Source organism: Halomonas sp. SL18_1 (genome assembly GCF_055755715.1).
Genome location: NZ_JBVTRK010000001.1, coordinates 3,444,906 through 3,467,475, shown reverse-complemented (window position 1 = coordinate 3,467,475; position 22,570 = coordinate 3,444,906). Strand labels below are relative to the sequence as shown.

Here is a 22,570-nt window from a genome sequence, read left to right as displayed (position 1 = left end):
GAGCGACCTGCCGCCCCCGTTGCCCCCAGTTCACCCGGAGCAAAATCATGATGACACCTGCCATCCGGCGGCGTTTGCGTGGCTGGCATCTCCAGCTGCCACTGGTCTGGCACTTGGTGCGCCAGGAGCTGATAGACCGTCACAAGGGCTCGCTGATGGGCAGAGCCTGGACGCTGGTCTCGCCACTGGTCAACATTCTCGTTTTCGTCCTGGTGTTCTCGCAAATCATGGGCGCGCGCTTAGAGGGGTTCGGCGCCGAGATCGAACAATACACCTACAGTATTTACCTGATCGCCGGCATTCTGGCCTGGACGGCGTTTGCCAAGAGCCTGTCGGCCATTACCCAAGTCTTCACCGAAAGGGCCGGGCTAATCACCAAAGTCAAGCTGTCGCTGAAGATTCTGCCGCTGTCGGTGCTGGTGGCAGAGGCCATCATCTATGCCATCGGCATGATGTTTTTCATGATCTTTCTGTGGCTAATCGACTTTCCTTTCAGCCTGTGGTGGCTGGGGGTGCCCGTGGTGTTCGCGCTCCAGCTGAGCTTCACCTACGCCCTGGGGCTGCTGCTTGCCGTGCTCGCCGTCTACTTCAAGGATATCAAGGAAGGCGTGACAGTGCTGTTGCCGGTATGGTTCTGGACCACCCCCATCGTCTATGTGAGCGAGATACTGCCCGAATGGGTGATGCGCTATCTGCAGCTCAATCCTCTGTATCATCTCATCGACGCCTATCGCGATCTGATCATGTATCAGCGGCTTCCCGATATTGCCTCGCTGCTGGGGGTATTGCTGGTGACCCTGCTGCTTGCCGGGGCGGGGCTGTGGCTGTTACAGCGAACCGAACGCGATCTGAGAGACTGTCTCTAGGGGCCAGCAATGATAATCGTCTCCGGACTCAGCAAGTCCTTCAAGCTCTTTGCCAAGCCCGCCGATCGCTTGATCGAAGCGGTGACCGGACGGGTGCGGCACAGCACGCACCAGGCGCTGGACAACGTCAGCTTCCATGTAGCCCCCGGCGAGGTGCTCGGCGTGCTGGGGCGCAACGGGGCGGGCAAGTCAACGCTGCTCAAGCTAATGACCGGCGTGCTGCTGCCCGATGTCGGCCATGTCGATATCAGCGGGCGCGTCACCGGGTTGCTCGAACTTGGCACCGGCTTCAACCCTGAATTGACCGGCGCCCAGAACATCACCACCAATGCCCTGATGCTGGGCATGACCCATCAGGAGGTGGCCCAGCAATACCAGGAAATCATCGAGTTTTCGGAGCTGGGCGACTATATCCACGAGCCGCTGCGCACTTACTCATCGGGCATGGTCATGCGGTTGGGATTCGCCATCGCCATCCATGCTAAGCCGGCTTGTTTTCTCGTGGATGAGGCGCTATCAGTAGGGGATGGCTACTTTCAGCAAAAATGCATGAAACGAATTCGCCAGTTCAGGGAGGAGGGCGGCGCCATCGTATTCGTCTCGCACGACCTCAATGCCGTCAAGGTCCTGTGTGACCGTGCCATCGTGCTCGATGGCGGGCGGGTGCTGCATAGCGGCGACCCCGAAAGCGCGGTGAACCTCTACAACCGCCTGATGGGCAGCCAGGCCGAGGAGGCCGAGGATCGCCACCTGGCGCATGCCGGTGCCTATGGCTCAGGCAAGGTGGTAGTAACCCGCTGCGAAGCGCGGGGACACAGCAGCCAGAGCGCCACCATCAGTAGCGGTGAGCTTCTTGAGGTGCACCTGCGCCTGGAGGCGCGCGAAGCGCTGGATGACGTGGCGCTGGGCGTGCTGATCCGTGACCGTTTCGGCCAAGACATCTTTGGCCAGAACACCCACCAGCACCAGGGCGCGTTCGCCATGGCCAAGGGCGAGGTGCGTGACGTGCGCGTGCTGATAGGGGCCGAGATCGCCCCGGGAAATACACCCTGTCGGTCGCCCTGCACTCCAGCGATCACCACTTGGATGACTGCTACTGGTGGCACGATAGCGTTCAACAGTTCGAGGTGGCCGGGTACCGCCACAGCAAATTCTCGGGTGTCTGCCGCCTGTCGTGCCGCTTCGACATGAGCCACGCGCCAACCGAGTCCGGCGAGGACGTCTCGTGAGCCATCAGCCCGACCTCGACCAGCTGATTCGGCGCCTGCGGGAGACGGCTGCCGACCTGGATGTTGACTCCCTTCCCCTGGGCCCACCCCTGGGGGGGTGGCATCGACAGCTCGTCCGCATGGCGGACGCCCGCCAGCGGCCCTACCTGAGTGACCCACGGCATCCGTGCCTGGCCGAGCTCATGGCGGTAGATGACCCGGCCGAAGCGTTTGTGGAACTGGCCTATCGCCACCTGCTGGGGCGCTCCCCCGATGCGGAAGGGCGGGCGCACTACGCCAAGATGGCGCACGCCCAAGGGCGCCTCACGGTGTTGGTGGAGCTGGCCCACGCCGAGGAAGCCCGCCACCATGTGGCCCGCCAAGGCTTGACTCTGCCGCAGACCCTAAGCCGGCTTCTGGCCTGGCGAGCGCGTCTCGACCGCTCAGGGGTGCTGCGCCGGGTAGCGCTCAAGGCTTGGGCAAAAGCGCTGGCCGGGCTTGCCAAGTGCCGGGCGCGGCATTGGTCCCGAGAGGCCGTGGCGCACCGTCTGCATCATGGCCTTCCGGTGTTGGCAGCCGCCCTGCTGGAGCTTAACGACCGCCAGCGGCACCTCGCAGAGCATCAGCCCGGTTCAGCCGGTGTGTCTCGGCGAACGCCTCAGGTGGGTGCCGAGGCGTCGCCCGAGGGGTTCCAGGCGTTTCTTGCCGAGTGCAAGGCAGGTGACGCCTCTCCCGATCAGGCCCTGGCCCCGTTCAGCGAGGAACTCAAATGCGCCCTCGCTCTCGGCCGACAGGCGCTAGTGCTGGGAGCGGTGCCGGCCGACTGGCTCGATGGCCTCGTGCGCCTGGGCTTCGAGCCCTTGAGCGCTCCTGATCAACGCGACGCCGCCCAGGGGCAAGGCCTCGAGCATGGGGAGCATCACGCCGAGGCGCTGCCGTCTGCCTTCAATAACGGCATCGCCCTGTTCGGCGCGTTTCAGCTGCTGGGTGCCACGCGTCTGGATGAGCTCTATGAACTGGTCGGTGAGGCGCGGCGCTGCCTGATGCCAGGTGGCATGTTGCTGCTCGAAGAGGCCGGCCCCGGTGGTTCCATGCCGCTAGACCCGCAGCCCCTCACCCCGGCGACGCTCGAGCATCTGTTGCGGTTTCATGGTTTCACCGAGCTGCGCTGGCGAGAGTCCGGCGGCGAGCTTGGCGCAGCCCGGCGGCGGGCCCTGGTGGGTTTTGCTCCCGGGGGGACGAATCGAGAATTCTGGTTACCGCCAATCACACGCCCTTTATCCATGGAGGTGCCAACTACCATGTCGAGGGGCTGGTCGCCGCCCTTCGGGCTCATGGGCACGAGGTCGAGTGCCTGCGGCTGCCGTTTCATTTCGGCGAGGCGCATATCCGCCGGCAGATGGCCTACGCCGAGGGGCTGGAGGTCGTGGCGCCGAATGAGGCGCGAGTCGACCGGGTGATCAGCCTTCAGTTCCCCGGCTACGGAGTGCGACATCCTCGGCACGTCGTCTGGCTGATGCATCAGCACCGCATGTGCTACGAACTCTACGACCCCGCGGTTGCCAGCCCCGAGCTGCAGGCGCTCAAGCCTGAGGTTGAGGCATTCGACACCCGCCACTTGAGCGCGGCCACGGCATGTTTCGCCAACTCCCCAGGGTGGCCGAGCGACTGGCTGCCAACAATGGGGTGACCGCCGAGCCTCTCTACCATCCTCCCTATCGCGCCGAGCGTTTCACCTGTGGCGATGACTGGGGCTACCTGTTTTATCCAAGCCGCCTGGAGCCGCTCAAACGCCAGGCGCTGGTGATCCGCGCCGTGGCGCAGTGTCGCCAGCCCGTGCGGCTGTTGCTGGCCGGCGATGGCAGCCAGCGGGCGGCGCTGGCTGCCTTGATCGAGGCCCTGGGCCTCGGAGAGCGTGTCAGGCTGCTGGGGCAAATCAGCGAAGCCGAGAAATTCACGCTCTATGCCCATTCACGCGCAGTGGTTTTCCCTCCTTTTGATGAGGACTATGGCTATGTCACCCTGGAGGCCATGCTCGCCGCCAAGCCTCTGATCACCTGCCATGACAGCGGGGGGCCGCTGGCCTTCGTCGAACCGGGGGTCACGGGGTGGGTGGCCGAACCCACCCCAGAGGCCCTGGCCTCGGCGCTGAGCGATGCCTGGCAGCACCCCCGGCGCACCGCCGAGATGGGCCAAGAGGGCCGGCGCGCCTACGCGGCGCATGGCATCGACTGGCATCGGGTGGTGACGCGCCTGCTGGACGCTTGACGCCAGCGCTTCCGTCGTCAGCTTCAAGGTGCCCCGGCAAGCGACGCGGCGCCGTGGTGTCTCTATCGGGCATGAATTGGATGGCCTCATGCTTTTTTGCTAAGCTGGAGCATTTATAAAGGCTGAAGGGAGGTCTCCGCCCTGAGACGAAATATCACGACAAGTCAACGCCAAAAACAGTACGCTGGCACCAGCATTTCAGCGTATGAACGACGTTGACTTGTGGGGCAGGAGGCTTATACATTAGGCACCGTTCACCCTTCTATAGGATGATCGGGTGTCGGTAAGGCCAATGCGTTGCGTTTTGCCGGTACATGGCCACCACGGAAAACTGGGTGAACCAAGGATTACCCTTGAGCGCTCAAGGTAGTGAGACCGATACCCAAGGTGTCGGAATCTTCGAAAAGCAAGGAGACTATAGTCCCATGGCAACACAAGAAGCTTTGGATCAGGCGCAGCAACTCTACGTGGCATATTACGGCCGCCCGGCCGATCAGGCTGGCCTGCAGTTCTGGGCTAGCAAGATCGACGAGGAAGGTCTTGACGCCGTGATCAACGATTTCGGCACCTCCGCAGAGTTCGAAGCGCGCTTCGGGGATCTTTCCAACGAAGAGCTGGTCGAGAACCTGTATCAGCAGATGTTCGGCCGCGCCGCCGACGCCGAGGGGCTGGCATTCTACACCGAGCGTCTGAACGACGGTCGCCTGACCCTCCCCGAGATCGCCGCCACCATCGCCGGCGGTGCGCAAAATGACGACGTCGCTGTCCTCGGCAACAAGGTGGCTGCCGCCAACCTGTACACCGAAGCGGCGGGCGACGCCCACTCCGGCACCGACGCCGACAACTACGCTGCCGACTGGCTGGCTTCCATCGACGGCGACACCGACGTCGAAGAGCTGGACATCGCCGCTGTCGTGGCCGGCATCCCCGAGCCGACCGACCCCGAAGAGCCGTCCGTGCCGGGCGACACCTTCATGCTCACTCCAGATTCCGATCGCGCGGACATGGGGCATGACAACGCCATCGGCACCGAGAATGACGACACCTTCCTCGCGCCCCTGATGTCCATCAATGGCCTGTCCGCCAACAGCCTGAACACCGGCGACTACCTCGACGGTAACGGCGGCAACAACAAGCTGGTTGCCGAAGTGCAGTCCGGTGGTGCGGTGTCCGGCGAGTCCGGCGCCAGCCTGCGCCCCGTGACACAGAATATCCAGGACTTCGAGTTCACCGCGCTGAACGCCGGCGGTGGCATGACACTGGGCTCTGTGTTCGAGCAGATCTTTACCAGCGATCTTCTTGGCGAAGATTTTGAAGAGTTTGAGCTGCAGGGTCCGGCAGTCGGTATCGACGCTGCCCGCATGACCGATGTGGTCAACATGGGCTCCTACGACAGCAACGCCTCCCTGGTGATCTACGATGTCACCACCAAGACCAGCAATGGTGGCGTGCGCAACACGGAAGAGCTCACCTTCCGCATGGACCACACGGCCAATGACAACAGCAATGGCTTCGCGTCCAACCTGACCGTCTACTTCGACGAGAACTACCTGCTGGCCGGCCGCGTCGAAGACGCCAGCCGCATCCAGTATGAAGTGATGAACCAAGACGCCTGGGATCTGATCAACGTTGAAGGGCGCGACGATGTCGAGCTGCTCGACGGCGTCTTCTTCCAGCGCCTCTCCTTCACCCTCAACGGTGAACTGGTCGACCTGCACCCGCTGCTGGGCGAGACCGGCATCGAGGGCGATGGCCTGACCATCCGTGACCACGAAGCCCTGGCCGAGGCCATCAACATTGCTCTGGGTGAACTGGGTCTGGCCGACCAGGTGACCGCCTCCGTGGGCCCGAACTTCGTCGAGCGTTCCGGTGTCGACACTGCCGAAGGCCGCGATGCACCCACCGTGGTGCTGGAAGGCCAGCCGGGCGTCGAGCTGGGCGCCAACGAGAACTTCGCGTTCCTGGCCGCTTCCGACAACAGCCCGATCCGTAACTCCAACCGTTACGACCGTGCCGACGAAGCCGTCATCGAAGGTGAAGACGAGCGCATCACCACCAACGTCGAGCTGCACAAGGTGGGCCGTGGTGCTGAAGGCGGCGACGTCCATGTCGGCGGCAAGGCCGGCGGCAGCATCGCCGTGTTCAACGTCGACGTGCTGGGCGCCGACGAGAAGCCGAGCAACATTGGTTGGCTGAACACTGGCCGCAACCAGGACGGCATGGAGACCGTGAACATCGCCACCCACGAGGACTACGTGGACGGCGAGAGCTTCGCTAGCCTGACCATCCGCAACGGTTTCGACAACAACCAAGGTCTGATCGACGAAGTCAACGCCAACGACTTCCTGGGCGACCTGACTGTCGGTTCGGGCACCGTGAATGTGGAAGGTCCCGGTCTCATCACCGACAACTACTCCATCACCCTCAGTGAAGCTACTTTCATCGAGAACGTGCGTGACTTCACCGCCACCGGTGGCGGCGACGTCGAGTATTGGTCTCAGGTGGGTGATGAAGATGGCCTGGCGTCCCAGGGTGATCTGGACTACTCCATCACCACGGGTAGCGGTGATGACTCCATCGTGACGCTGGTTCGCGGCGGTGCTCAGCTGGAGCTGGATTCTGGCGCCGGCAACGACACCATCGCGGTTGACCTCGACGGCACTACCGATTCGGACAGCTCCACGAGCTCTGCGGATATCACCTCCATGGGCGGTGACAACTTCATCACCGTTGGCCACCTTGGCGATGACGATGGTGAGGTATACTCCGCCACCGTGACTACCGGCTCCGGCGATGATGTGGTGAACGGCAACAACATCTCCCTGACTGCCAGCACCGGCAGCGGCGACGATGTGATCTACGCCGAGAACACCGGTGACAAGACCGTTGCAACCATTGCGGAGGGCGAAAGCACGCTCGGCTCTGTGGGTAATGGCCTTGGAATCGACGCCACCCAGCTGCTGTTTGGTCGCCAGGTGCAGGTCACCGTGGCCATGCCGGGCGGTACCGGTACCGATAACGCTGCTGAAGGGTTCGAAAACGGCTTCGAAGTCTTCGCCGATATCGAAAGCGACGGCCCGCTGACCTCTGAGGCGGACCTCTACGACGCCATTGCCCGCGCGATCAACGAAGACCCGATCGTCAGCAAGCTGGCTACGGCCTCCATCGACAGCAACGGTCGGCTGACCGTGCAGTACCTGGTCGACGGCGCCTCTTCCTCTGACGAAAACATCATCGAGTACAACATCGTTGAGTCCGACAACGCTTGGGCTGATCTGAACGGTTCACAGCAGAACAACATCGTTAGTGCGCTGCAGGAGTTCTTCGGCGATTCCACCATCGACGCAGGCGCTGCTCAGGATGCCTACAACGGTGTTACCACCGACGGTCAGTACATCACCGTTGATGAGGGCGGCACTAATTCCGCTAGCAACGGCGGCTCCAACGTTGTCAACGCCGGCACCGGCGACGACCTGATCGTGCTGAGCTCCGACGATGACACCACCGACACCGTCGTGTTCGATGCCGGCAGCTTCGGCACCAACACCATCGTGCACTTCAACGACGGTGAAGACGGTGACGTGCTGGACTTCACTGCCTGGCTGACCAACCAGACAGAAGGTTCGGGGAGTACCTCAACGGTATCGCGCGATGACGTGCCGACCACCTTCGTGGACGGTAATGATTTCACCGCCAACAGCGTGAATCTGGTTGAGTTCTCCACCCTTGCTAGTGGCTCTACCGCCATCGACGAGTGGGCGGATCTGACCAACGAAAGTGCTGTGCTCAATGCCCTGAATGACCAAGCCTCTGTGAGTGATACTTCTGGGCTGGTGGGCAACGATGCCTTCTCTATCATGATGGTGGAGAATCCCGATAACGCCGGCGAGTACAAGGTCTTCCAGGTTGTCTCTGACAACGACGAAGACTTCACCTCTGCCGACCTGATCGGTATCCTTGACTTCGGTGAGACTCAGGACTTTAGCGTCGACAACTTCGCCTAATTCCGGCGACGAGCCGCTTCGGCGGCTCGTTATTCGGAACCTTAGGTAAGTAACGAACCCCCGGCCTCGGCCGGGGTTTTGTTGCTGGCGCATCGCCTATGCTGTCGCCAGTCACCGATTACGAGGTCACCCTATGCCCCACGTTGTCCCGCTACAGCCCTCCATTCATCGCCATGCCGGCTTTCAGCGTGCCCAGGATCTGTACCACGCCGCCCATGACCGCTTCGCGCCCCTGTTGCTGGATGAACTGGCCCACGCGCTGCCCTTTATGCCGCTGTGCTTTACCCCGCACGCCACAGAAGAAGGGCGAGAGCGCTTCCGGTTGGTGGGTATGCTCGGGCTGCACGATAACCAAAATCTCTTTCTTCATCCCAAAAGCCACAAGTGGCTGGTGGGCTATACGCCCGCCTGCTACCGCGCCTACCCGTTTGGGCTCGTCATTGATGACCATACCGGCAAGCCGGTGCTCGGCTTCGATACCAACAGCGGCCTGCTGCGTGACTCCCTCGATGAGCCGGGGGCGGTGGCCTTTTTCGATGAGCAGGGTCAGCCGGCCCAGCATCTCAAGGACACCCTGACCTTTCTCAAGGCGCTGGAAGCGGGCAAACAGCGTACCCAGCAGGCGGTGGATGCGCTCGCCGAACAGGGGGTGATTCAGCCCTGGCCTGTCGCCCTGAAGATCGGTGAAGAGAAAGAGACTCTGACGGGGCTGTACCGTATCGATGCCGAGGCGCTCCAACAGCTCAGCGATGAAGCACTCGGCAAGCTCAACCGGGTAAATGCCCTGCAGCTCGCCCATGCCCAGCTGTTCAGCCAGCCGCAGCTCAAGCATCTCGGCAAGCTTGCCAGCATTCACGCCCGCGCTGGTGAGGCGGCAGCCAACGAAAACCTCGATGAGCTGTTCAACGAAGGCGACGACGATTTCCAGTTCGACTTTGACAGCTAGGGAGAGCAGGGATGTCCAAGCGCGCGTCACGCCGCCGGTCGGGGGCTCGGTCGCCCAAAACGCCAGCCGTCAATGCGCCAGGATGGGCTAGCGGCCTACGCGCCCGCCATCCGAAGGGCGACTCGCTGGCCGCCGAGCGGCTGACGCCCAATACCTCACGGCCCACGGCGGCGCTGAATGACCCGGTGCTGCGCTATCATGCCCAGCGTATCGACCATGTGGGGATCAACGCCTTTCTGGTGGCTCTGGCAGCCTGGCAGCGTGGCCTGCAGGTGAGCTTCCACTATGAGCTGGCCACCCAGTGCGAACGCTTCGCCAACCTGCCGGTGCAGGGCTACCGTGGCGAGGTGTTCAGCGTCAGCGATGGTCGCAAGACCCACTATTTTCGCCGTACCCTCGGCGACCTGTGCAGCCTGAAGAGTAGCGCCCTGGCCAGCCACAAGGCCGCCGCCAAGCAGCATCTTGCCGCCCAGGGACTCGATGTGCCCGATGGCATCGTCGTGAGCCCTGACCAGACCCAGGGCGTCAGGGGATTCTTGGCCCGCCACCCGGGCAAGCGCTTGCTGATCAAGCCGCTCGGCGGAACCCTGGGCGTGGCATCATTCGTGATATCCCTGCTGATGATGTACACCGCCACCTCCAGGCCAGCCAGGATGAGCCGCAACTGTTGGAGGAGATGGTCAGCGGGATGGAGTACCGTGTCTATGTCACCGACCAGCGTTACGTCGCCGCCTATGAGCGCCGCCCGGTGAGCGTCGAAGGCGATGGCCGGCACTCCATCGCGCAGCTCGTTGACGGCCGGCAGCGCCAACGCCGGCAGGGCCACCCCCAGAACGCCGTGGCCATTCCCACCGGGGAGAATGAACGACGCTATCTTGCCGAGCAGGGTCTGACGTTCGAGAGCGTGCCCGCCTTAGGCGAACGGATCTACCTGAACGACGACCCGTCAAGGCATCACGGCGCCGATCAGGTGGAGGCCACCGACAGCTTGCCTCAAGCCGTGCGAGAGGCCTGCGTGCGCTGCGCTCAGGCCTTGGGGCTGCCCATTGCCGGGGTCGATGTCATCGTTGAGGAGAGTGGCCGCTACGCCATACTGGAAGCCAACCAGTGCCCGATCCTGCTGGGCACGGCCTTCCCGACCATACCCACTAACGCCGGCAACCGTGTGGCCGAGTCGATCATCGACCGCTACTTTCCTGGCTCGGTGGACAATCCCCGGCAACCCAAGGCCAGCTTCGATTTCGTGCAGGTCTGCCAGACGCTGCAGAACGGCACTCTCGGTGCCGTCAGCCTGCCGGTACTGGGGCCGGACTGGGAGCATCAGCGTATCTCGATACCCGCCACCCAGGTCAGCGCCAACGCCGAGCAGACGATCAAGGACGCCATGTTTGCGCATGGCATTCACGCCCAGCGAATCAAGACCGGCACCGGCGATTTAATGATCGACATCGTCGCCCCGAAAGAGCGCTACCAACGGTTTAAACGAACCCTTGAAGGGAAATGACACCCCAAAATCTCATAGGAGCCACAGCCCCATGGCCAAGACCCCGCAAACGACCCAAGCCCAGACCGTCACCATCGACGGCACCGAGTACAACCTCGACGCCCTCTCCGAACAGGCCCAGGCCCAGCTCACCAACCTGCGCGTCACCGACCGGGAGATCGAACGCCTCAACCAGCAGCTCGCCATCGCCCAGACCGCCCGCGGCGCCTACGCTCGCGCCCTGAACGAGCAGCTGCCCAAGCAAGCGCACTGATGGCCAAGGGGCACCGGCTCCTGCTGCTGGCCCTCGCCGCCGCGGCCCTGACGGGCTGCGGCCGGGTGCCGCTGGTGCCGATTATTTGAAAGGACGGCGATGGCTCTGCCGATGGGGCAGGACCATACGGCAGCCAGTGGGGCTGTGGTAGGCTGAGCCGCACTACCCCGAGACACAGAGCCCCGCATGGCCAGCCACCACGACCACAGCTACAAGCTGCTGTTCTCCCATCCCGAGATGGTCAAGGACCTGCTCACCGGCTTCGTCAAGGAAGCCTGGGTCAGCCAGCTCGACTTCGCCACCCTGGAGAAGGTCAGCGGCTCCTACGTTACCGACGAGCTGCGTGACCGAGAAGACGACATCATCTGGCGGGTGCGCTGGGGGGACGACTGGCTCTACGTCTATCTACTGCTGGACAAATTCATCGGGAATGAATTGGGCGCACTTCAGTGCGCCCGAAGGGTGGGCGCCATGGATGGCGCACATCAATTCCAGTCGAGCGTCGACCGCTTCATGGCGGTGCGGATCATGAGCTACCTGGGGCTGCTGTACCAGGACCTGATTCGCCAGAAAGCCCTGACGCCCAGTGGCAAGCTGCCCCCGGTGCTGCCCGTGGTACTCTACAATGGCGAAGCGCGCTGGCGTGCCGCACAGAACGTCGGCGAACTGGTCGAACGGGTACCGGGTGGCCTGGAGCGCTACCGACCCGAGCTGAGCTACCTGCTGCTGGACGAAGGCGCCATCGTCGAGGCGCCCGACTGGTCGGACGAGACGCGCAACGTGGCGGCGGCGCTGTTCCGGCTGGAGCACAACCGCGACGAGCAGGACATGCTCGATGTGCTGGGTCGGCTGGTAGAGTGGCTCAAGGCCCCGGAGCAGACCGGGCTGCGGCGTGCCTTCGTGGTGTGGATACGTCGCGTCATGCTTCCGCACCGGGCACCGGGAATGGAGCTGCCCGAGTTCAACGACTTGCAGGATCTACACGAGGTACATGACATGCTGGCCGAACGCATCAAGAAGTGGCCCGAGCGGTGGATTGAAGAAGGGCGCGAAGAAGGGCGCCAGGAAGGTGAGCAGCTTGGCATCGAGAAGGGCGAGCGGCTGCACGCCGAGAAGACCGCCCGCAATCTGATCACCCGCACCGAGATGGACGACGCCATGATTGCCGAGATCGCCGGGCTGCCCATCGACGACGTGGCGCGGCTGCGTGCCGAGGGCCGGCACTGATTGCCTGCCCCTTGCAAGAACGCTCAGTGTCGCCTCGTGCGGCGCATGATGCCGCTTCCCTGTGCCTTGCCCTGCCTCACGGCATAAACGGCGGCCCACGGGCCGCTGTGGGCTGCTAGACTCCTTCCATGACTGACTTCCCCGATTCCCAAGGCCCTGATGTGGCGCCTATCTCGTCCGCGACCCGCACGGCCCTGCTGGCCGAGCTGGAGGGCTTTGAGCACCTGCTGTTCGAGCCCATGACCCAGGCCGACCTGGATCGTCTCTATGCGCTGTACGCGGCGTGGTGCGAGCGTCTGGGGGCTCTCCTGAGGCGATAGCGCTGTGCGACGCCCTGGATGAGTTCATCGGTGCGTGCATCGAAGACGACGGGGTAGGGGATGACACCATCGAGCGAGCCTACCTGGCGCTGGTGGCCACGCTGCAGGAGGGTGGGGCGTAGAGGGCTGCTTTGTCCCTATCTGAGCAGCCGCTAAGGGCGTCTCCTGGCGCCGACCTTCATGCCCTGGTCCTTCACTCTCCTGACCGCACGAGCGCCGCCTTGGAAGCGCTCGTGAGACTATGCGGCCTCTGCCGACCCACACCCCGTACACCTGACCTCCAGCACACCGGCCTTGCGCCGGGCCTGCATCACCCCTTGGCGACACCCGTCGCAGCCATAGCCCACCGCCCGCCACACCTCACCGATCATCTGGCCTTCCTCGCCATGGCGTAGCCAGTCAGCCACAAAGCCCGGGTCATACAGGCTCACCGGCGCCACCACCGGGGCGAGGAGTTCGCCAAGTAGGGCAGGGCGGTAGCGCACCGCGTAGTGGTTGCCCGTCGCCTGTACGTCCATCGCCAGGGGCCGCCCTTGGGCGTCTTGGTACTCGAAGCGCCCAGCCTCGGTATTCCACGGCGAATCGTCACTCGGCTGGCCCGCATACAGCTTGGCACCGGGATAGGCCCTTAGTCCTCGCAACAACGGCTCTAGCCACGTCTGTGCCTCGAACAGCGCCCAACGGATTTCGCCGTTCGGCATTTTCAGCCCTACCCGATGCAGGCGAAGAGGCACGTAGTCGGTCGGCACGTTGCCCTTGGCGTTGCAGCCCTTGCTCGCCTCCCGTTCACGGTTATAGCAGCTGATGCATAGCTCCTTGCTGACCACCATCCGGCTACTCTGACGGCCACAGCGCACGCACAGCTTTGCGTTGATGCCAGGACTTCCAAGTTCGGCGAGCCGCTCGAGCGTCGCTCGTTGTCCCGTCGCATGGATCCTGCCAATGGCACACGCCCGACACGCACTGTAGTGCCCATGGGTATCGCCCAAGGCCAGGCCATGGCGCGCCGCACAGCTCGCCGGGGTCAAGGTGGCGTGCAGGCGAGGGCAGGTGAAGTGAAGAACTCCCGGCAGCTGCTCGGGGTAGGCCTCGGTGTAAGTCACCGGCCGGGTCTGGCAGGTCGCAGGCATGGTGTCGCCTCAAGGGGAGGGGGAGGTAACTCTATGACGTGGCGACTATTTTACCCCACGGCGACGACGTAAAGGACTTTTTCTATTTGGCGACAGCACCTCGTGATGGAAAGCTACAAAGACTCCCATTTGGTGTCCTAAGGAAGCCCGCTATGACACACCTAAAGACCTCTACCGCTCGCCGCAACGACGCCTTGCGCCAGCTTCGCCGCTCAGCGTCATGGCAAGCCAAGCCGCTTACAATCCGCGATGAACTGTTACCGGAGAATTTGCCCCGCCAGCGTCTCGACAGTCTGGGCCCGGCCGAGGCCATCACATTGGTATTAATTGCCTATGGTGCCCGGGAGTGGCGACCCCATACCTGGTCAGTGGGTGGCATAACGTGCAGCAGCGACCCCTCAGGAGTCTTCGGAGCACTAGGGTTTCGGCTTCTAATTTTGGGAGGCGTCGACGGCGTTCCGCGCCCCAACGACGTTGGAGCCACTCGTCTGCATGTCACACCTAGGGGTGGCGTACTGGTGGAGCCAAGCCGCTCTCGTAAGTCCCTGGCTGCCGCTGACCTGGCTGAGGTGATTGCGCTGGTCGAGCAAGAGTGCAGCGGGGTGAGGCCGCCTGACGTTCCGCGCTTCACGCCAGACCCGGTGCATCTATTCCTCCCGCCTGCCACGCCGATTGTCCCGGCTCCCACCCCAACCAAGCCGTGTGCCCCGCAATGGGATGATGCCTTGCCGAGTTTCTGAGGCCTATGGCATGCCCCGCTAACTCTCTGAATGCGAGGTGGTGGGGCTTGGTCGCGGCTCATGCGATGTCCGAGGCAGGATGCGCGCCCCCCATTGCGTTGGTGGCGCGCGTGGGGGTGAGAGGCCGCGCGCCATGTTGGCCGGAGGGCTTGCCTGGCGCCCCCCTTTTTTTTGCGGATGCCGCCGCTCATTTTTGTACCGCGTTAGCCTTTTTCATCCTAGTGCTAAGTCTTTGGGTTTTAAGGGTATTTGCTATTGCTTGTCGCTCATTTATGAGCTCACGCAGACAGGCATCGCTCATTTATGAGCGATAAATCACTGGACCATTCAGGCCAGCCCGTTAGATGTTTGCCGAACGTCATTTACCCGAAGGCTTCAGCATGAGCGAGGCGAATCGCCTGGCCGACCAAGATGACACCGCCATGCTGGTGGCAGTCTTGACCCCCTAAGACACGCTGGACATCACCCCGAATGAGCCCTGGTGCGTCGGTGGGCTACGCTGCGCCCGGGAAAACGATGACCCAGACGTTCTGACTGGCTGGCGAGTGCTGTGCCTGCCAAGGATCGATGGACACCCGGACGCCAGTGATTGCCTTGTGCCGTGCCTTCACTTGACCTCCGAAGGCGGGATTCTCTACCAGCCAGGACCGTACTGCGAAGATCCTGACGCGCCCGAATTGATCGCGATCGACACCCTCGATCAGCGCTTGGAAATGCTAGGGCGCACCGCTCCCTTCGCCGACGCCACTTTTTTGACGTAGGCCGGCCAGCCTCCCTTACAGGGGAGGCTGCTTTGCAGCAACCGATGCTGCCAATGAGAGCGGCTCACTTTCACCGCTCATTTATGAGCGACAGCCACTCATAAATGATCTCAAGTCACTGTTATACAAGAAAAAAAGTGTAATTTTTTTGTGGGCTGGGTGTTGGCGCCTAGATATGGTGCCTCTTGTTGTCAAAGCGGCCCTGTGGTGAGCAAAGAGTTTTCCCTATTGCCGCCCACCGAGACGAGGACAATGTCGTTCATCCATTTACCATTACAAAGGGATGGGCTGGTGATTGCCCAGTCCTAAGGAGGAAGTCGTGTCCAAAAATTGTCGAATCAGTGGCGAGAAAGCCAGCCTGCGAGATAGACAACAAAACCCAGTTGTAATGGGTGAGCGGCGCCTCATCGAGGCCATTCGGAATGCCCGTGTTGCTCTGTCAGACACCAATAACACTCACCTTCCTCCAGGTCGTGACGGCACCCTTGGGGCTGGCACAACCCAGAAGGAGGTCGCCATGAGCAACACCCAACACCCCCACATCATCCCCGCCGTCTTGCGTCGTAAGGATGCCGCAGTCTACTTGGGCGTCTGCGTCAATACGCTGGGCAACATGAAGGACATGCCGGGCTTCCCGCGACCGATTCGCGTCACCCAGCGCAGCGTGGGCTATCGCAAGGCTGACCTGGATGCGTGGCTGGAAAATCGCCAGGCGTAAATGAAAACGCCCCGACCCATGCAGAGGTCGGGCGAAAAGTCCAAAAACCGTCTTGATCGGCCTTGAACGGAGCTCAAAAATGAGCAATTCAATCATCAAAAGTCTACCATCCCGCCGGGATAATGCACGCACAACTTGGCCTGATCCTGCGGCGCCTTCAGACAGGCCCATGCTGTTACCCACCATCCTCGCCAGCCTGGGGAGTCCCGAGGCTATCCGCCAGTATCTAGAACGGCGCGGTGCCCAAGGAATCGACGACATCACCTGGATTGTCGGTGAAGAACGGGTCAGTGCGGAACCGGTGACGCTGGCACTGTATACCGCACTGGGCCTTGACCCCGAACCGATCGAGCCTGGCTGGCGGCAGTACACGCTGGGCCGGCGCTTTGTGGGCCCCCTGCTGCACCTCTCGCCGCGGGGGAGGTCTATGTCGAGTTCATCGACGGCTATGGGTTGGGAATGGATGCCACGATGCCGCTCTACACCTTGGAGCAGCTCGACGCCATCCTTACGGCCTGCCGGGGACGTCAGGAGGCGGCCGCATGAACGCCGCCTTCACACCGCCGGGGGAGCCCCGGCATCATCCAGCGTCATCGACCAACTGCTCGCTGCCATGGCGGCGGCGGGCATCGAGTACGACGACAAGGATCCCATTGTCGGTGATGGCGCTATCCATCGCTTCGATGTCCGGGGGGATCCGCGCGGCTCGAAGAATGGCTGGTACATCCTTCACGACGACGCCGCCCCGGCCGGCCAGTTCGGCTGCATGAAGCGCTACGGCCCCGGCGAAAGCTGCCCTTCTCGGCGAAGCGCGCCAAGCCGCTCACCCCCAAGGAGCGCGCCGAGCTGGAAGCCAAACAGGCCATCCAGAAAGCCAAGCGCGACGCCGAGGCTCAGGCCCGGCATGAGGCCGCGGCGAAGGAAGCCAAGGCGATCTGGGCCAAGGCTCAGCCGGTGGACGAGGACAGCCACCCCTACCTGCTCAAGAAGGGCGTTCAGGCGCACGGCGCGCGCGTCGGGGCCTTCCATGTCCGGCGCCAGCAGGCCGACGGCACCTGGGCGCCCGAGCTGGTGTCCGACAACGCCCTGATCATTCCGCGGCGGGGCGCCGAGCGCGAGATCGTCTCGCTGCAGGCCATCTTCCCCGATGCCAATAACCTGCTTCGCCGTGATCGCACCTACCTGGCCCACGGCGCCAGCCAGGGCACCTACGAAACCATCGGCAGCCCGCAATACCATGAGGGCCGGATGGTGTTCCTGGTCTGCGAGGGCTGGGCGACTGGCGCGGCGCTGCATGAGGCCACCGACCACTGCGTCGTGGTCGCCTTCGACGCCGGCAACCTCGAGGCCGTGGCGCGGCGCATCGCTGCCAGGCTGAAAGATGCCATCCTGATCCTCTGCGCCGACAACGACCAGTGGACGACCCATCCGATCGCCAACCCGGGGCGCCACTACGCCGACAAGGCGGCCGAGGCGGTCGCGGGGCACGTTATCTTCCCCGACTTCCCGGCCACGCTGGGCGTTGCGGCCCCGGAAACGGGCAAGGTCAAGGGGCCGACCGACTTCGATGACCTGCGCCGCCTGGAGGGCGATGAGGCGGTCAAGGCAGTGCTGGAGGCCTGCCTGAATGCATTACAGGGCCCCGACAACGGCCCACAAGGCCCCACACCGGGCGCGGCGGGGGAGGGGGTGTCAAAGCCGGTCTTGAAGGTGGGAAAAGGCACCCTGGAGCAGTTCGGGGGTGAGCGTCTCTACGGCGAGGAGGCCGTGCAACTGCTCGCGCACGATGTGGGGGTGATCCCCATGGGGGCCACCGGGGGCTTCTATGGCTTCTGGCGCTGCAGTACGCGGAGCGTTGAGCTGATACGCCAAGGGGATATTCTCAAGAAGGCCCATCTGTTCCGCCTGGCCGGCCAGACTGTCTGGGAGCAGTGGTGTCAGCAGGGGCCCGGCAAGCTGGACACCAGCTTTATCGGCAATCATCTGATCCAGGTCTGTCAGCATCTGGACGAGATTGATATCGCTTACGTTCCTGCCGGCATGGCGAGCCCCGAGGATGTTCGACTGGCGCTCTCTATTGCCTGGCTGGTGCAACTCCCCTCAACAGCCCAGTTGGCGGCTGTGTTGTCTCAGTATCCTGAATGGAAAAATACCGGTATCTGGAAAAACATGCTTTCTTACGAGGTGCACTGTGACCGGGCGCCGCCGTCGGGAGGAGAGGCTGGGGCCTGGGGCGAGGGGCACGATAAGTACCTGAGCGCTTGGATCACCCATCAGTGGGGGGCGCGGGTCAGTGCTCGTCTTGCGGCCGAAGCGATTGAGTTAGTCGCCAGCCAACGGGAGCGGCACCCCGTCGGCGAATACCTCAATGCCCTGACCTGGGATGGCACGCCACGCCTGGATACCTGGCTGACCAACTGCGCTGGGGTTGAGGAGACGCCCTACACTCGAGCTGTCGGCGCCAAGACCCTCATCAGCGCTGTGGCGCGCGCCATGGTGCCCGGCTGCAAGGTCGATACCATGCTGGTCCTGGAAGGTCCCCAAGGGCTCAGGAAGTCCTCGCTGATTGCCGCCCTGGTGCCGGAAACTGTCTGGTTCGCCGATGACTTGGGCGCGGATATCGGGGACAAGGACGCGCTGCAGGGGCTGCGAGGTAAGTGGATCATCGAGATGGCGGAAATGGCCAACATGGCGCGCTCCGAAGTACGCAAGGTCAAGCAGTTTCTTTCCAGCCGCGTGGATCGTTACCGGCCGTCGTATGGCTACCGCACTAAGGAGTTCAAGCGCCAGGTGGTCTTCATCGGCACGATCAATCCCGAAGGGGGAGGTGGGTATTTGGCCGACCGCACAGGAGGTAGGCGCTTCTGGCCGGTGACCTGTAAACGTATCGACCTGGCACGTATGCAGACCGAGCGCGATCAGTTGTGGGCCGAGGCCGTCGTGCGCTATCGCCAGGAGGAGCCCTGGTGGTTGGATGACACCACCGAAGCTTTCGCCCGGGAGGAGCAAGCTGCCCGTCAGCTCGATAATCCTTGGGAAGAGCGGGTCAGTAGGTTCATTGAGGAGTTGCCACCGGAGAGAGTCGGCGGCTGTTGGAGCAGTCGCCGGGCAACGCCGCTAACGGTAACAACGACTGGGGAGGTGTATCAGGCTTTTATGGGTCGTGACGCGTGCGACCGTGATATGCGGGATACGAAGCTCATCGCAAACGCTCTTGCCGGTCTCGGCTGGATGCAAGGGAAGCAGACGTTACCCAGTGGCCGTCGAGTCAAATGCTGGCGAGCCCCTTCGCCCTGATGACCCATGATCGTCATAGCCCGGCTCGAGCCGGGCTTTTTGCATCACAGGGCCCGAGGCGTTCCACGGGTGACAGAGGGGTTCCGCTGCAAGCCCGCATCAGGCCTGGCCTGGCCAAGGTGGAACGGGTGGACCCCCTAGTGTGAAAACCTCTGCTCTATAGGAGGCAGGCGATAGTAAGAGTGCTGGGGGAAGCAGGCATTACTCCAATCTGTATAGGGGGAGGTGAGTGGTGATTTGGTTGTCCACGTGGGACAAGGGTGCCAGCCCGCATCAGACGTGGCATTCTGGAGGAACGGGTGTGTCCCGGGTGGCACACCTCAGGTATCTCTGGGACCGATCCCGGCTTCCCCGGCACCAAAAAAGGGCGCCAGCCATTGGCGCCTCCTGGCGAACCCATCCCGCCCTCGCCCGACCCACCGGCCTCACTCGTCCTCCAGGCCCCGGTCCTCGACCAACCCGCGCAGGTAGGCGGCGTGCATCGCCACGTCCTCGGCCATCTCCACGAGCTGGCGAGCCAACCAGTCAGCGGGCATTGGGGCATCAGGAGCGGGGATGCCCTGGAAGCGCAGGTTGGCCGCCTCACTACATGTCCAGAGAAGCGCCTCGACCACCTCGGCCTGGTCTGGGACATCCTCCCACTCGGCGCCTTGGTCCTGGTGGTAGTAGACCTGACACAGGTAGGTGGGCAGCTGCTCCATATGCCAGGCGGGCAGGACGCCGTAGCCCGGATGCTTGCCGGCGACAATCGCCGCCGCCCAGCGCACCTCAACGTGCTGGCGATACCGGGCCTCGGCCTCGCTGATCTGACCGCGCCACCAGGCGTGCCATGCCGCCCAGGTGATTGCCTGCAGTTCGTCCAGCACATGCTCCACCACGCCCGGGGCGTTGAGCCAGGTTTGGCCTCGCGTCTCGGCCTTTGTTTGAGCGTCCGCGGCGGCGAGGCTGTGCCAGGGTAGGGTGGGGGCGTTACCCAGCTCACTCTCGCGGGCCATTCTCGGCGTAACGGACCGACCCCCGGCCTGAGTCACCTCCATCGCGAGGCCGGGCGTCTCCTGCTCAACGCGGCATTGCCCCCGGAGCGCACACGTCTCCGCTACCGGGCAGCAAGGGCACAGCGCCAGCATCTCCATGGCGAATCCCTCGTCCTCACCGTTGCTCCCCTCACCCCGCCATGCCGCGAGAAACGGCCGCTGCGCCCCGCTGACGCGCACCAGCACCCGACGGCTGCCCTGGTTATGCCCCGGCGCCAGCGCGGCCCACAGGCCCTCCAGCAACGTCGGCCGGCGTGCCAGCTCGGGGTCGGGCTCGGAATCGAAGCGGCGGTAGACCTCGGCCGGCGAGAAGCCTTGCCCGCATGGATCACGGTCAGCACCGCGACCCGCTCACGCTGCTCGGGCGGCAGATGCTCAGGGAGGGCAGGGAGTGGGCTATCTGGCAGGCCCGGTGGACCTGGCATCCTTGGTCGGCTACTCATGCGCGGCTCCGCACAACGCCTCGCCCATCTCGGCGATCATCTCGTGCAGCTCCAGCTCGTCCAGCCATGTCTCCGGGATCACTTCCTCGCCGTGCATCGCTCCCAGCAGGTTCCCCGCAATCGCCCCGGTGGAGTCGCTGTCGCCGTCGTGGTTCACCGCCAGCACCACGCCGTGGCGCAGGTCATCGGCGACCAGGGCGCAGTAGACCGCGATCGCCAGCGCCTCCTCGGCCACCCAGCCTTCGCCCAGGGCCGCAATCGCCTCGGGGTAAGGGGTGGGGCACCCCGCCAGCCGCCATGCCTGCTGCAAGGCCTCTCGCGTCTCCTGGTGGCCTTCCTCGTCGGCAAGCAGGGCCAGGCTCAGCGTCAGGCCTTCCTCCAGGCTGCCGCCCTCGACCAGGCGTTGAATCAGCACCGCCAGCACGCCCCCGGTCAGGTAGCCGCCGGGGTGGCCGTGGGTCAGCCAGGCCAGCTCCTTGCCCAGGACAAACGTCTCCCGCGGCTCGAGGCCATGGCAGGCCCCGAACAGGCCCACCGGCGCCACCCGCATCACCCCGCCGCAGCCCTTGCTGTCGTTCACCGCGCGCTCGCCCAGCACCGTTATGTCGCGCAGGGCGGACAGGCAGGTATTGCCCGGGGCACGCCGGTGGTGCAGGGCCGGTTCGGCCAGCAGGGCACTGGCGTCTGCCTGAGCCTCGTTCGTCAGGGCACTACGTCCACCCTGGGTGACCAGCCAGCGCTGCAAGGCCGCCGCCCCCGCCTGGCGATGCACGTCGATGTCATGCACGGCTCCCTGGGCCTCGGTGGCCAACAGCCCCTCGGCGGTGAACAGGGTCATCTGGGTGTCGTCAGTGATCGCGCCCACGCGGCCGTAGGCCTTGAGGTAGTCGGTAACACCCGGCTCACCGACGCGCGCAATGATCTGAGAGCGGCGCCAGAACTCCACCGGGGCGCCCAAGGCGTCGCCGCAGGCCCCGGCGAGCAGGCAGCCGCGGTATCGGCTCAGGAGGGTAGAGGAAAGTGAAGGGTGCTCAGTCATGGCACAAGGCCTCCAGCTGCGGTTGGTCGTTGGGATGGTGCAATACCTCACCGAGGCGCGCGATCGGCACCAGGCTCACCGCCTGACTCTCCCAGCCCATGGCCGCGGGCGTGCCACCGATACGGTGGGCCAGGAAATACCGGCAGAGGCTGGTCGAGCGCGGTACGTCCACCAGCCAGCGGGTCAGGGCGATGACCAGGCCAGCCTCCTCGAAGGTCTCCTTGATCGCGGTCTGCGCAAGGCTCAGCCCGGGCTCCTGCTTGCCCTTGGGGAAGGTCGCTCGATAGCCGCCGAAGGCATTGCTGGGGTGGATCACCCACACCCGGCCATCGGGCTCCATGACCACGGCACCGGCCGCAGGTGCCTTGCCCGGCAACAGCGGCAGGGAGGGGGCGTCCTGGCTCCAGCCACCGTCACCACTGGCTTGGGTAGGCATCTGATCCAGCGTCGCCCCAGCGGCCTCCCAGGGGCATTTCCGGCCACTCGCTCTGCCGTCGGCCCATGGCGATAGCGCCAGCCCGTTCAGGCTCGCCGGCAGCGGTCCGTCCGGCACCACCCGGGCGATCGCGGTGGGGTCGTCCCAGCAGGCCAAGGGCGTCGGATTGGAGGGGTCCGTCAAGATCACCGGCTGCCCGGCATCGTCACGGCGAGGGTGTATCACTGGCATGACATGGCCTCGGTCGCGTAAAGCCAACAGACTAGCCCGAGGCGGGATGCATCGCCATGGAATCAGGGGGTTAGCCTATCGGGTCGCCACCGTGGCTCCCGCCAATCCGGCGAGGCGTGGTATCCTGTCAGCCTACGATTGCTTG

18 protein-coding genes are annotated in these 22,570 nt (G+C 63.8%); 14 read left to right on the top strand and 4 right to left on the bottom strand.

Annotated features, from left to right (window positions below):
• Positions 1-47 precede the first annotated feature (47 nt).
• From ACSJDS_RS17675 to ACSJDS_RS17620, 12 genes are all read left to right on the top strand, one after another.
• Entirely contained in the window at positions 48-866 is an 819-nt protein-coding gene (locus ACSJDS_RS17675) for an ABC transporter permease (protein WP_473034378.1), read from the top strand.
• 9 nt (positions 867-875) lie between these two features.
• A complete protein-coding gene (locus ACSJDS_RS17670) occupies positions 876-2,057 on the top strand; it encodes an ABC transporter ATP-binding protein (RefSeq protein WP_473034377.1) in 1,182 nt (393 codons plus the stop codon).
• A 34-nt stretch (positions 2,058-2,091) separates the two neighbouring features.
• Entirely contained in the window at positions 2,092-3,534 is a 1,443-nt protein-coding gene (locus ACSJDS_RS17665) for a DUF4214 domain-containing protein (protein WP_473034376.1), read from the top strand.
• Between the two features lie 175 nt (positions 3,535-3,709).
• Positions 3,710-4,342 (top strand): glycosyltransferase family 4 protein, encoded by a 633-nt coding sequence (locus tag ACSJDS_RS17660; protein WP_473034375.1) that lies wholly within the window; start codon positions 3,710-3,712, stop codon positions 4,340-4,342.
• Positions 4,343-4,767: 425 nt separating this feature from the next.
• Positions 4,768-8,346, top strand: a complete 3,579-nt coding sequence (locus ACSJDS_RS17655; protein WP_473034374.1) for a DUF4214 domain-containing protein — start codon at positions 4,768-4,770, stop codon at positions 8,344-8,346.
• A 133-nt stretch (positions 8,347-8,479) separates the two neighbouring features.
• Positions 8,480-9,292: a SapC family protein gene (locus tag ACSJDS_RS17650; protein ID WP_473034373.1), complete on the top strand. Its 813-nt coding sequence runs from the start codon at positions 8,480-8,482 to the stop codon at positions 9,290-9,292.
• An 11-nt stretch (positions 9,293-9,303) separates the two neighbouring features.
• Complete coding sequence (locus tag ACSJDS_RS17645) at positions 9,304-10,044, top strand: hypothetical protein (protein ID WP_473034372.1); 741 nt, start codon at positions 9,304-9,306, stop codon at positions 10,042-10,044.
• A complete protein-coding gene (locus tag ACSJDS_RS17640; protein WP_473034371.1) occupies positions 9,981-10,796 on the top strand; it encodes a hypothetical protein in 816 nt (271 codons plus the stop codon). The genes ACSJDS_RS17645 and ACSJDS_RS17640 overlap by 64 nt, the downstream gene beginning before the upstream one ends.
• Positions 10,797-10,827: 31 nt before the next feature.
• The gene (locus tag ACSJDS_RS17635) at positions 10,828-11,049 is read left to right on the top strand and encodes a DUF6447 family protein (protein ID WP_473034370.1); all 222 of its coding nucleotides are present in this window, start codon (positions 10,828-10,830) and stop codon (positions 11,047-11,049) included.
• Between the two features lie 186 nt (positions 11,050-11,235).
• A complete protein-coding gene (locus ACSJDS_RS17630) occupies positions 11,236-12,276 on the top strand; it encodes an Rpn family recombination-promoting nuclease/putative transposase (RefSeq protein WP_473034369.1) in 1,041 nt (346 codons plus the stop codon).
• A gap of 128 nt (positions 12,277-12,404) precedes the next feature.
• Complete coding sequence (locus tag ACSJDS_RS17625) at positions 12,405-12,596, top strand: hypothetical protein (protein ID WP_473034368.1); 192 nt, start codon at positions 12,405-12,407, stop codon at positions 12,594-12,596.
• The gene (locus ACSJDS_RS17620) at positions 12,563-12,718 is read left to right on the top strand and encodes a hypothetical protein (RefSeq protein WP_473034367.1); all 156 of its coding nucleotides are present in this window, start codon (positions 12,563-12,565) and stop codon (positions 12,716-12,718) included. The genes ACSJDS_RS17625 and ACSJDS_RS17620 overlap by 34 nt, the downstream gene beginning before the upstream one ends.
• Positions 12,719-12,835: 117 nt before the next feature.
• On the opposite strand, the gene ACSJDS_RS17615 is transcribed toward ACSJDS_RS17620, so the two are convergent.
• Entirely contained in the window at positions 12,836-13,726 is an 891-nt protein-coding gene (locus ACSJDS_RS17615; RefSeq protein WP_473034366.1) for a hypothetical protein, read from the bottom strand.
• 2,018 nt (positions 13,727-15,744) lie between these two features.
• Here ACSJDS_RS17615 and ACSJDS_RS17610 point away from each other — a divergent pair.
• Both ACSJDS_RS17610 and ACSJDS_RS17605 read left to right on the top strand, forming a co-directional pair.
• Positions 15,745-15,945 (top strand): helix-turn-helix transcriptional regulator, encoded by a 201-nt coding sequence (locus ACSJDS_RS17610; protein WP_473034365.1) that lies wholly within the window; start codon positions 15,745-15,747, stop codon positions 15,943-15,945.
• A 954-nt stretch (positions 15,946-16,899) separates the two neighbouring features.
• Positions 16,900-19,242 (top strand): VapE domain-containing protein, encoded by a 2,343-nt coding sequence (locus tag ACSJDS_RS17605; RefSeq protein WP_473034364.1) that lies wholly within the window; start codon positions 16,900-16,902, stop codon positions 19,240-19,242.
• 425 nt (positions 19,243-19,667) lie between these two features.
• On the opposite strand, the gene ACSJDS_RS17600 is transcribed toward ACSJDS_RS17605, so the two are convergent.
• The 3 genes from ACSJDS_RS17600 to ACSJDS_RS17590 all read right to left on the bottom strand — a co-directional run bounded on the left by ACSJDS_RS17600 (position 19,668) and on the right by ACSJDS_RS17590 (position 22,425).
• Complete coding sequence (locus ACSJDS_RS17600; RefSeq protein WP_473034363.1) at positions 19,668-20,519, bottom strand: hypothetical protein; 852 nt, start codon at positions 20,517-20,519, stop codon at positions 19,668-19,670.
• Between the two features lie 192 nt (positions 20,520-20,711).
• Positions 20,712-21,758: an ADP-ribosylglycohydrolase family protein gene (locus tag ACSJDS_RS17595; RefSeq protein ID WP_473034362.1), complete on the bottom strand. Its 1,047-nt coding sequence runs from the start codon at positions 21,756-21,758 to the stop codon at positions 20,712-20,714.
• Positions 21,751-22,425 (bottom strand): NUDIX hydrolase, encoded by a 675-nt coding sequence (locus ACSJDS_RS17590; protein ID WP_473034361.1) that lies wholly within the window; start codon positions 22,423-22,425, stop codon positions 21,751-21,753. Before ACSJDS_RS17590 ends, ACSJDS_RS17595 begins: the two co-directional genes overlap by 8 nt.
• Positions 22,426-22,570: the final 145 nt, after the last annotated feature.